This window comes from Bacteriovorax sp. BAL6_X (genome assembly GCF_000443995.1).
Classification (GTDB): Bacteria; Bdellovibrionota; Bacteriovoracia; order Bacteriovoracales; family Bacteriovoracaceae; genus Halobacteriovorax_A.
Window position 1 is genome coordinate 89,351 of the sequence record NZ_AUMC01000009.1, and the last position, 11,012, is coordinate 100,362.

The 11,012-nt window shown below is 34.2% G+C and carries 12 protein-coding genes; 1 reads left to right on the forward strand and 11 read right to left on the reverse strand.

The features are described from left to right. The 7 genes from M902_RS09135 to M902_RS09165 form a co-directional block, all read right to left on the reverse strand. Entirely contained in the window at positions 1-435 is a 435-nt protein-coding gene (locus M902_RS09135) for a hypothetical protein (protein ID WP_021267466.1), read from the reverse strand. After that, positions 432-1,028, reverse strand: a complete 597-nt coding sequence (pilO, locus tag M902_RS09140; protein WP_198011889.1) for a type 4a pilus biogenesis protein PilO — start codon at positions 1,026-1,028, stop codon at positions 432-434. Before pilO ends, M902_RS09135 begins: the two co-directional genes overlap by 4 nt. Before the next feature lie 59 nt (positions 1,029-1,087). After that, the gene (locus M902_RS09145) at positions 1,088-1,717 is read right to left on the reverse strand and encodes a PilN domain-containing protein (protein ID WP_021267747.1); all 630 of its coding nucleotides are present in this window, start codon (positions 1,715-1,717) and stop codon (positions 1,088-1,090) included. Continuing rightward, positions 1,714-2,886 carry a type IV pilus assembly protein PilM gene (gene pilM / locus M902_RS09150; protein ID WP_021267407.1) on the reverse strand — a complete coding sequence of 391 codons (1,173 nt, stop codon included), beginning with the start codon at positions 2,884-2,886 and terminating at the stop codon, positions 1,714-1,716. The genes M902_RS09145 and pilM overlap by 4 nt, the downstream gene beginning before the upstream one ends. A 63-nt stretch (positions 2,887-2,949) precedes the next feature. Beyond that, the gene (locus M902_RS09155) at positions 2,950-3,723 is read right to left on the reverse strand and encodes an A24 family peptidase (RefSeq protein ID WP_021267509.1); all 774 of its coding nucleotides are present in this window, start codon (positions 3,721-3,723) and stop codon (positions 2,950-2,952) included. Beyond that, positions 3,723-4,490, reverse strand: coding sequence for an ABC transporter permease (locus tag M902_RS09160; protein WP_021267567.1), 768 nt, complete (start codon positions 4,488-4,490; stop codon positions 3,723-3,725). Before M902_RS09160 ends, M902_RS09155 begins: the two co-directional genes overlap by 1 nt. Continuing rightward, positions 4,487-5,344, reverse strand: a complete 858-nt coding sequence (locus M902_RS09165) for an ABC transporter ATP-binding protein (protein ID WP_021267652.1) — start codon at positions 5,342-5,344, stop codon at positions 4,487-4,489. The genes M902_RS09160 and M902_RS09165 overlap by 4 nt, the downstream gene beginning before the upstream one ends. A 46-nt stretch (positions 5,345-5,390) precedes the next feature. Here M902_RS09165 and M902_RS09170 point away from each other — a divergent pair, with 46 nt between their 5' ends. Next, positions 5,391-6,053 carry a hypothetical protein gene (locus M902_RS09170; RefSeq protein ID WP_021267728.1) on the forward strand — a complete coding sequence of 221 codons (663 nt, stop codon included), beginning with the start codon at positions 5,391-5,393 and terminating at the stop codon, positions 6,051-6,053. 31 nt (positions 6,054-6,084) lie between these two features. Here the strand turns inward: M902_RS09170 and M902_RS16795 are convergent, their stop codons facing one another. The 4 genes from M902_RS16795 to M902_RS09190 form a co-directional block, all read right to left on the reverse strand. Next, a complete protein-coding gene (locus M902_RS16795) occupies positions 6,085-6,696 on the reverse strand; it encodes a type IV pilin protein (protein WP_021267733.1) in 612 nt (203 codons plus the stop codon). Between the two features lie 203 nt (positions 6,697-6,899). After that, positions 6,900-8,114: a type II secretion system F family protein gene (locus tag M902_RS09180; protein ID WP_021267460.1), complete on the reverse strand. Its 1,215-nt coding sequence runs from the start codon at positions 8,112-8,114 to the stop codon at positions 6,900-6,902. A gap of 8 nt (positions 8,115-8,122) precedes the next feature. Further along, complete coding sequence (locus M902_RS09185; RefSeq protein WP_021267562.1) at positions 8,123-9,262, reverse strand: type IV pilus twitching motility protein PilT; 1,140 nt, start codon at positions 9,260-9,262, stop codon at positions 8,123-8,125. Between the two features lie 24 nt (positions 9,263-9,286). Then, positions 9,287-10,963 carry a GspE/PulE family protein gene (locus M902_RS09190; RefSeq protein ID WP_021267484.1) on the reverse strand — a complete coding sequence of 559 codons (1,677 nt, stop codon included), beginning with the start codon at positions 10,961-10,963 and terminating at the stop codon, positions 9,287-9,289. Positions 10,964-11,012: the final 49 nt, after the last annotated feature.

Sequence of the window (11,012 nt, forward strand, 5' to 3'; positions counted from 1 at the left end):
TTACTCTGATAAAGGGAGTATTGTTTCTAGATACTCTTCTTCATCATATACATTAATAATTTTCTCAACTAATACAACCCCACCAGGTAAAATTGCTTTAACTTCAACTTGATCTGGGCCAATTTTCATCCCTTCTTTAATTATAACAGCTTCAGATAGTCCTTCATCGTCAACTTGTTTAATAATTGCTCTTGCATCTTTACCTAAGAATATTCCCGTTACTCTTAAACGATCAATTCTTAAGTGGTCTGTAGTGAGCTTATTTGAAAACCCAGTAAACTTCTCTCTTCTGGCCTTCTTATTACCCATTTTCTTCTTATACTTTACCTTAAATGGGTCACGAATATTTCGTCCAGAGCTTAAGTCAGAAGATACATCTCCAAATGAGAGATACGAAAATAAACAGATGAGCATTACGTTGCTAATTTTTTTCATTTTCTCTTCCTAGTTCTCTTCTTCGGTGCAGTCTTTTTTTGTTTTTCACTTAACTGCTGCTCAATTTCCTTAATACCACGATTTTCTCTATGATTTTGATTATAAATATAACTCTCAATTGTCGCATAAAGATTTATAATCTCGTATCTAGACTTATTCGTTTTTGTAATTTTACTTAAGTTAATATCTCTAACATTAAGAATTCTTTCTTGTTTAGATATATTCTCTAGTAGTAGTAAGAACTGTAGATACGTTCCTTTTCCAGAAAATGTGTAATACTTTGTGATATAAAATCCATTCTCTTCTTGGCCACTTGGATTGATTTGTACATCTTTTACCTTAAGGCTCTCACCCAACTTCTTAATAAGATTAATACTTTCATTATCACTTATATCTTTAGGTAAGCGTCTTTGTGTTTCTTCTAGTTTTTGAGCAACTGTCTCAATTTCTTCTTTCTTTTGCTCAACATCTCTCTCATAATCTTTAAGTTTTTTTAGTTCTTTTTTCTTCTTAGCTATTCGGCCATTTATTGCATTCAGATCAGATTGTAAAATTTCTCTTTCTGAATCAACTAAATTATAAGCCTCGTACACTTGAAAGGCTCCCCAAAAAATAAGTAGTAAATATAACTTATTAATTAATGATAACATTACTAAAGATCTCCATATGATTGAACTTTCCCTTCAATCGAAAAACTTTGTAACGTTACATTCTCACCATATAGCTGGTCCTGTATCTCTTTCAATTCTTTCATTCCAAAGGTCTCTGAGCTAAAACCATTTCTTGGAATGAAATATTCTAGCTCTTTTACATTATTAATGAAGTCCCCAACTGAAGAAAAAGAAATGGACTCCCCTTCAATTTTGATAACCTTCTCATCATCGATAGTAAGTGTATTGAACCAGATATCATCATTTAAAGATCCAGATAGACCTCTTAACACTTTATATGGATTTGATTTCTTCGACATAACTTGTGCAACAAGGGCCTCACGGCTTTTAAGCTCTTCAATTCGTTTCGTAAATGCATCCATTACTTCTGTTAAAGAACCATAAGAATCGACTTCTTTCTTTAGCTTATTATAAGTCGCTCTTTGTTGAACGATCTGATCCTGAATATCTTTATTTTGATTTTTAAAATTTGGTACTAAATAAGATGTCATTACATAATACAAAACATAAGCAATCACGAGTGATTTCTTATTCACTTTATTAAGATCAACACCAAGTATAACAGGAAGCTCTATTGGCTTCTTTTTCTCTAATAAGTTAATTTCTATCATTTTGGAAACTCCCTAAGGGCCAATCCAAATGAAACAACACCTTCGTGGGCCATTGCATTTAATTCATCATCATCGAAATCACTTTCATTAAACTCAATCTCATTAAATGGATTCAGTACGCTTACATCAACTCCAAATGAAGATCGAATTTCTTCTAGTAAATTTGGTAATCGAACAGAGCCCCCTGTCACAGTAATATTTTTCAATGAATCGTCTGATGTAGCATTAATATAAAAATCATGTGCCTTTTTTAACTCATTAACCAGCGTTCCGTTGATTTCATTAATAATCATCAAGACATCATCTGGAACTCCTCCACCAGCAGACATCTTTTTTAAGTCTTCTGCTTCTCGAAAGGTGACACCTAATTGTCTTTGGATCTCTTCGGTAATGCTGGCACCACCAATAATGATTTCCTTAACAAAAACAGGAATTCCCTTTTTAAGAACAATAAATACTGTCGCCTGTGATCCTATATCTATTAATAAACTTGAAGGAATTAGCACCTTGTTTACATCTGTACTTGATGTAGATTCAAAAACTTCGTCGTCAAAATCATTATTAATATTACTTTCAATATCATCATCTTCAGAAGCAAGCTCATAGATGTTAGTGAGAGCAATTGAACATAAATCAACCACTTTAACGATTTTACCTAATGACTCAATAATTGACTTGAATGACTCGAGAACATCCTTCTTAACTGCACAGACAATAACATCGAGACCACCCCCCATGTTTTCGCCAATGACATACCAGTCAATATTACAATCCTCAACAGGAAATGGAAGATACTGCTCAGCTTCCCAAATAACTTGGTCCTCAAGTTCTTCGTCATCACCACCAGCTAATTGCAATTTTTTTATGACTGTATTGGGGCCGGATAAACCAAGACAAATATATGGCTCTGTTACTTTAGCTTCTTTAAAAGCATCCTCTAAAGCTTCTTTGAGAGCTTCTTCATCTTGAATTTCATCTTCAATAATTGCAGCTTCAGGAAGAGGAACAGATGCATACTTAACTAATTTATAAGTATCGTTTTTAGTGACTATTTTAGAGATCTTTACCGAGCTTTGACCAATGTCAACGCCAATAAGTTCTTTAGGAACTAAACCTAAACCTTCCCTAATTTTAAATATAACATCCTGTATATCAATATTCTTCTTCATCCGTGACCTATCAAAGTATTATTTTATTATACTCTGCACAGTCCAGTCATTTCAAGAAGTTATTTAAAACAGTAATGCGCTCAGCATCATTTTAAACACGTTAGGAAAGTAGATTTGAATAACAGCAACGATTATTATAAATGGCCCAAAGGCTACTGCCTGATCTCTTTTGATAACCTTAAACATCAACAGTGGAAGCATCAGTATACTTCCAAGAATACAAGAAAAGAGCATATTGTGAATAATACCAAGTGGACCGAGATATATACCTAAGACGCCAAAGAGCTTGATATCTCCACCTCCAAGACCTATTACACCCTTAATTTTATAAAATAGGTAAGTAATTAAGTAAGGTACTAAGAATCCTATTAAACTACCAAGTACCCAGTGTTTCCAATGAAAGAAGAACACAACATGAATAAAGAAGATCACACCAAGGTATACATTGATAACATCAGGTAAGATTTGGTGTCGAATATCAATAACAAAGTGGACAAGTAAACAACAGGCAATTGTGAAGAAGAATAAATAGGAAGTTAGGCCATGGAAACTGATATCGTTACCAAATAACAAGAGAGAGATTGACGCTGTTAAAAGCTCTATTACTGGATACTGAAAACTTATTTTTGTTTTACAATTGGCACACTTCCCCAATAAACCTACAAAACTTAAAATTGGAATATTATGAAACCATTTAAGTCGAAATCCACATTTAGGACAACGAGAACGATCAATAAAAAACTTCTCATTAGTCGGAAGTCTAAGTATTAAAACATTTAAGAAACTCCCAATAAGAGCACCAAAAATAAATGCATAGATTTTAAATAGAAATATCATTAGCTCAACTCTTTATTTTTGAAAACAAAAGCATTAATGAATGAAAGCACCAAGATATAAGTAACACCATATAGATAACTATTAATGATATTTTGACTTGAGACAAGTTCAGCATTGAAAACAAAAGGTTTGTAATTAAGTAAATTCAAGTCAGGCAAAACTGCTTTATAGAGCCTAAGAATTAGTTCTAATCCTTCTCGACTTTTTACAAAAGACAAACTAGAGATATGTGTTATTGCATGACCAACAAAATATATAACAACAGTATTAATAACACTAAGTGCACGTGAAGTTATTAAACTAAAAAACAGAACTACTAAAAATAAAAGAATTGATTCTAAAATCCCTAAAAACAGCGAATTAATAATAATACTATCCAAAACTCCACCACGAATTAAATAAACCACGAGAGAAGTTCCAAAAATGATTAAAGCACTTAGAACTAGAATCGAAGAAACACCCAAAATCTTACCTAATAAAAACTTAACTCTTGAAATAGGACGAGACAGAGTTATGTAAATAGTTCTAGATTCAATTTCATCAGAAAGTACATTTACACCTACAAAAATAGCCAATAGATTTGCGGCCAAAGATGCTCCACCAAGACCGAAATCAATTGATATCCTCAAAACATTCCCATAAGAAAATTCTGAGGTTATATAACTTAAAGTTAAAACAAAGAGAGCAATCCATAGAGTAAGATAAAGAACCCTACTCTTAACGATATCTTTAAATGTAAATTTTGCGATTGTTAATATATTATTCATTTATTTAACCGATATACAATTTCTTCTAGAGACGAGGTTTCTCTAATTAATTTTGATATTATTGCTCCAGACTCAATTAGTTCTAGCATTTTCTTATCTTTAAGTGATTCCTCCACAATTAATTCACAGTCCTTGATTCCATCATTATACTTTATAACAAATTTATTACTTGTATTTTGAGAAACTAATTCCTTGATTGGACCATTATAAATAATATTTCCACTCTCTAGAACTACGACATCATGACAAACTTCTTCAACATCATTTACAATATGTGAAGAAAAGAAAACACCAACACCCTCTTCATTAACTTCTTTAATAACATCTTTAAACTCTTTACGACCAATTGGATCCAATCCAGAAAGTGGCTCATCTAAAATAATAAGACGTGGATTATGTAGAAGTACAGAAACAAACCCAAGACGTTGCAACATACCTTTAGAGTAGCCTTTAATTTTTCTATCTAAGGCAAACTTTATTTCTAGCTTAGTCGCCCATTTTTCTATATTTTTATCTATTGTTTCTTTATCAATCTCTTGTAATTCACCACAATAAGTTAAGAATTCATGTCCTGTGAGATTCTGATAATAAAATGGACGCTCAGGCATATAACCAATAAGTTTCCTTACTTCATCTTCAGTCCAATCAATATCTAAAATCTTAACTGAGCCTGTATTTGGTTTAATGAATCCAAGTATTATTTTAATTAATGTTGTTTTTCCAGCACCATTTGCACCCAAAAAACCAACAATCTTTCCATCATTAAGTTCAAAATTAACATCATGTAATGCCACGAAATCTTTATTCCAGAAATCTTTCTTAAACGATTTCGATATATTTTTACAAATTAACATAGAAGCCTTTTTATTTTTTTTAATACCAGTATAATCAGATATGCTCATGAAGAAAACACAACTTGCAAATAAATTCATTCCACTGATCCTATTCACTTTTTTAGTAGGTATTAACCAAATGCTTTCATTTAGAAAGCCTATTAATCCTGAGTTATTTACTACCTTAAACAGTGACTTTATAAAGGTTATATCATTTGGAAATTACCGCTTTATTTCCAGCTACTACTGGACCAAAACACTACTGGATGCTGATGTTGAGCACGTGAAAAGCGGAGAGAAATCTTGGCTATATTATCGCTTCAAACTAATAGCTGACCTAGACAGAGGGTTTTATGAGAACTACCTTCATGGTGGTATTTATTTATCGATTATTAAAGATGATATCATAGGCGCAGAAATAATCTTCAATAGAGGTTTGGAAGTTTTTCCAAATGACTATCGCCTAATGTATAATGCTGCATTCAACTATCACTTCCAACTTAGAGACTATAATAACTCACTTATTTTGTATCAAAAGATTCAACAAAGTCCATATGCAACAAATTTCATTATACTTCCAAGGTTAATAAAAGAAGCAAAGGATAAGAAGAAAACTAAAGAATCCCATATTCAACTTTTAATGTTACAGATGAATAAAACAAAAGACAGTAAAGAAAGAGAGATTTTACGAAAGAAAATAGAAGAGATAAAGAAGGCCTCAAATAAATGAAGCCTTCTGTCTAAGGTTACTTGTTAAAAGATTAATAACCCTTATTAATTTCTCTAAGTACTTTATCTTGATCAATCGCCCACTTACTTGCATTAGCTGTAGTAATGAAATCTGAATCGATGTAACCGATTGCACCAGCTACAAAGTAACCACCCTGAGCATCAACTCCTGGTGCTGTTTGTGAACCATCACCCATGTTTGAAATTGCAATAGTCGAGATGTTAGCAACAGTTGTTCTCTGTCCCCCAACTTTTCTAAATGCAGGTGCACCAAATTCAATATTTTGACAAGTTCCACCATTATCCCTAACAATTTGGTTTGGCGTAGAATTAGCAGCACTAAATCCAATTGAATAATAGTTACTTCCACTCGTTGGTGTAGAAGAGTCCCATGTACCGTTTGGAGATACGTAACCAGCATCACCTAGACATGTACCAAAAGAATCATAATCAGTTTGGATAGCAGTCATCGCTGAATAAATTGAAGCTAGTTGAAGCTTTGCTTCAGAAGTTTTCGTTTTTGCTTGGTACTTTTTAAAGTTTGGAATTGCTACCGCAGATAGAATTCCGATGATGGCAACAACGACCATCAACTCAACCAGGGTAAACCCCTTAGAGTTTCTCAACTCGTTTGTAAATTTCATGTCTTTTCTCCTCGTTAACCTAATTTAGATAGATTAATTATAAATATATAAGGCTTGGCCAAAATTAAGATTTAACCACTCCTATAATAACTTTACGGTATATTTAATTTAAATATTAGCTTTCAATAATATTAACAACTTACGCTAGACTAATAATTTATTATAACGACAATCTTGCCACTAAAGTCTGTCAATCCAGCTATTTAGGCTCCTGCTGACATGAACATTGGTAAGTAAATTGCTATAAGTACACCACCAATAATTCCACCTAGAACCACTAAAACTAAAGGTTCTAACATTTTTGTTGCAGCAGTAATTGCATCATTAACTTCATCTTCAAAAACAACAGAGATTTTCGCTAACATTTGATCAATTGAACCTGTGGATTCACCAACTTTAATCATTTGCGCAACCATCTCTGGAAAGTAGTCAATCTTTGTAAGAGGTTCAGTTAAAGTTTTTCCCTCAATAACCTTCTTTCTAACTTCCTTGATGTCACCACTGATTACAGTATTATCAATTGTCTCAACACATATTTCTAAAGCATCAATTAGAGCAACACCTGAACCAAGAAGAGTCGACAATGTTCTCGAAAATTGAGCCAAGCTTCCTTTTATAATAACCTTACCAAATGCTGGGATATTCATAGCAAACTTATCAAAAGCAATCTTTCCCTGTGGAGTCTTAACAAAGTATGTAAGGAAAATCATAGTAACAATTCCACCTATAATCATTTTCCCTGAGTACTCACCAAAGAACTCCGACGTATCAATAACAAACTGAGTAATCCAAGGAAGTTCTTGTCCTGTATCAGCAAGCATTCCAGTAAACTGAGGTACAACGTATGTAATAAGACCCCAAACAACAAGTGCACCAATACCGGAAACAATTAATGGATAGCTCATAGCTGATTTGATTTGTTTTTTTATTTTTTCTTGTTTTTCTAAATGCTCAGTAAGTTTAGATAAGATCTCATCAAGAATCCCACCAATCTCACCTGCCTTAACAAGGTTACAATAGAGATTATCGAAACCTTGTTGTTTACGCATACTCTCTGCAAGAGTATTCCCTTCTGCTACGTCTGTTGCAATATTCTTAACAGCATTTTTCAAAGATGGATTCTTTTCTGATTTATAAATAATCTCAAGTGCTAAAATAATAGGTACACCTGCATTGATCATAATTGATAATTGCTTAGTAAAATTCATTAATTCGGGAGCACCGAAGGCCGAACCAATTCCCTTCTCAATTAACCATGCGTTAATATCAAATTCAAAAATAGATGGCGGTATAATCTTTCGAACACGATTACCTTGAGCACGCAGTCTCTTCTTCGCATCCTTTTCATCATTGGCCTGGATTTGTCCACTGGCCTTTTTTCCATTCTTATCAAGTCCTTCCCATTTATATAGTGGCATATCTTACTCTATCGCTCCTTAATACCTAGCTGTGGACCTAGTTCCTCTGGGTTTGTTGAATATGACATTGCTGTCTCAACATCAATTGCACCAGAATCTACATGCTTTTTAATAGATTGATTCATTGTCGTCATTCCTGTTTGATCCTGACCAATTTGCATCTGTGAGTAAATCTGGTGCATTTTATCTTCACGTATTAAATTTCTAATGGCCGGTGTTGGCCTTAAAATCTCAAGACAAGCAACTCGCCCTGGTTCATATGTTTTTGGTAATAGCTGCTGTGAGACAACTCCTTGTAAAACAAATGAAAGCAGTGTACGTACTTGGTCTTGTTGATCAGACGGAAAAACGTTTACAAGTCGATTAATCGTCTGCACACACGAGTTAGTGTGGAGTGTACCAAAAACTAGGTGTCCTGTTTCCGCAACAGTTAAAGCAGCTTCAATTGTTTCCACATCCCTCATCTCACCAACAAGAACAATATCAGGGTCCTGTCTTAGGAGTCCTTTAAGAGCATTTTCAAATGAGTGAGTATCACGTCCAATCTCACGCTGATTCACAATACTTGTTTTATGTGGATGGACAAATTCGACAGGGTCTTCAAGAGTTACAATATGAGCAGGTTCCATCTCATTAAGACGATTAATAAGTGCTGCAAGTGTTGTTGATTTCCCCGAACCAGTTGGTCCCGTTACAAGAAAGAGACCATTTGAAACATCAGTCATTTCCATCAATACATTTGGTAAGTTCAGTGCTTTAAAGTCAGGAACAGCACTAGGAATCAAACGAAATACTGCGGCCACTCCACCTTTTGAATAGAATATATTGGCCCTAAAACGCGCTAGCCCTTTAATTCCAAAGGCAAGATCGAGTTCTAGGTTTTTTTCAAATTCATTTCTTTGTTCTTCAGAAAGAATTTGATAAATAAGCGACTTACTTGTAGAAGCATCTAAGGCAGGAAGTTTTACTCTTACAATATCACCATTAACTCTCATTGCTGGAGCTGTCCCAGGTGTTAAGTGTAAATCTGAGCCACCATTATCAACCATCAACTTAAATAGTTGTTGGATTTTTAGGGATTCGGCACTCGTGACAGCACCAGTCTTTGTTTCCGTTTTAGTTTTTGTTTGCGTACCATCGCTACTCATCTATTTCACCTATAGAAAATATTATTATAATTTATCAACACTTGAATTCTTAATTGCTTCAGCTAAAGTTGTGACACCTTCAGCAACTTTAGTCAGGGCCGACATTCTCAATGTCTTCATCCCATCTGCTATTGCCTGCTTTTTCAAGTCATCCGACGAACAATGTTTTAAAACAAGATCTCTTGCAGCAGGAGTCATCTCCAGAACTTCATAAATAGCAACTCGTCCCTTATAACCGGAGCCATCACAAAACTCACAACCTGTACCGTGATATACCTTAAGATTTTTCGCAGAGTTTGGAGTCACACCACATGCAACAATTTGATCAACAGTTACACTTTTATCGAGAGTCTTACAGTTTTCACAAATCTTTCGACATAATCTTTGTGCAACAACGACATTTAGGGCGCCTGTTACTAGAAAAGGTTCTATTCCCATATTTAGTAAACGTGTAACTGTAGATGGGGCATCATTTGTGTGAAGAGTTGATAAAACCATGTGACCAGTTAAGGCCGCTTCAATGGCAATCTCACCTACTTCCTGATCACGAATCTCTCCAACCATGATAATGTCTGGATCCTGTCTAAGAAATGCCTTAAGAGCTCTAGCAAAGTCCAGTCCAATATCTTTTCTAACGTTTACCTGATTAATCCCTTCTAAGTTAAATTCACAAGGATCTTCGGCCGTCGAAATATTTTTTTCAATATTATTAAGTTCTGACAATGCAGAGTATAGAGTCGTTGTTTTCCCTGAACCTGTTGGGCCGGTAACAAGACACATTCCATACGGTTGTCTAATACCCTCTAAAAAAACTTCAAGTTGTTTTTTTTCGAAACCTAGCTTTGTCATATCTAACTGAAGATTTGATTGATCCAAAAGTCGCATTACAACTTTCTCGCCAAATAATGTCGGAAGAGTAGAAACACGATAATCAATAGGGTTGCCATCAATCTCTAATTTAATACGCCCATCTTGTGGAATTCTCCTTTCAGAGATATCAAGTTGTGAAAGAATTTTCATTCTTGAAACTAATGGCAATAGCATTGACCTTGGAGGAGCAGCGTACTCATGGAGAGAACCATCTAATCGAAATCTAATTCTAAAATTATTTTCATAAGGCTCCACATGAATATCGGATACCTTTTTAATATACGCTTCCGCTAATACTTTATTAACGTATGAGATGATATCTTCACCAATATCCTCTTCTTTTACATTCTCATCACCTTGGGCCTGATCACCCCTAACTTCCCTTACTGTTTCAAGAATTTCATCAATTGATGCTTGAATATTTTGATAAAGAGTTTTCCATGCAGATAAAGATGTAAGTACAAACTCAACGTTTGATTGAATTTCCTTTTGTATCTCTGCACGAATTTCAACAAGTGACGGATCGAAAATAGCTAAAGATATAGTACCTGACTGCCTCTTTAAAGGGACAATACGAAATTTTGTTGCAACACCTTTTTTTACTAGTTTTAGTGTTGATCCAGGTACACGAGTCTCCTTTAAATCAACATAAGCTAGGCCACTTTGTTCTGCTACGGCCTTTGCAAATTTAATATCATCAAAAAAATTAAACTTTAATAGATCTAATTCTGATACAACACCAGGGTTCTTATTCGCAGCTAATGGCACTAAATCTTTTCGTGGTACCATACCGGTTTTTGAAATGACTTCTAGAAATTCTTTTCTTATCACCTTACGTTATCCTAATATTAGTTTCTTTAAATATTGAATACTTAGACAC

Coding starts and splice junctions, on each gene's coding strand:
- M902_RS16795 (WP_021267733.1), bottom strand. CDS start 6,696: ATGAAATTTACAAACGAGTTGAGAAACTCTAAGGGGTTTACCCTGGTT.
- M902_RS09165 (WP_021267652.1), bottom strand. CDS start 5,344: ATGTTAATTTGTAAAAATATATCGAAATCGTTTAAGAAAGATTTCTGG.
- M902_RS09160 (WP_021267567.1), bottom strand. CDS start 4,490: ATGAATAATATATTAACAATCGCAAAATTTACATTTAAAGATATCGTT.
- M902_RS09135 (WP_021267466.1), bottom strand. CDS start 435: ATGAAAAAAATTAGCAACGTAATGCTCATCTGTTTATTTTCGTATCTC.
- M902_RS09180 (WP_021267460.1), bottom strand. CDS start 8,114: ATGCCACTATATAAATGGGAAGGACTTGATAAGAATGGAAAAAAGGCC.
- M902_RS09155 (WP_021267509.1), bottom strand. CDS start 3,723: ATGATATTTCTATTTAAAATCTATGCATTTATTTTTGGTGCTCTTATT.
- pilM (WP_021267407.1), bottom strand. CDS start 2,886: ATGAAGAAGAATATTGATATACAGGATGTTATATTTAAAATTAGGGAA.
- M902_RS09170 (WP_021267728.1), top strand. CDS start 5,391: ATGAAGAAAACACAACTTGCAAATAAATTCATTCCACTGATCCTATTC.
- M902_RS09145 (WP_021267747.1), bottom strand. CDS start 1,717: ATGATAGAAATTAACTTATTAGAGAAAAAGAAGCCAATAGAGCTTCCT.
- M902_RS09185 (WP_021267562.1), bottom strand. CDS start 9,262: ATGAGTAGCGATGGTACGCAAACAAAAACTAAAACGGAAACAAAGACT.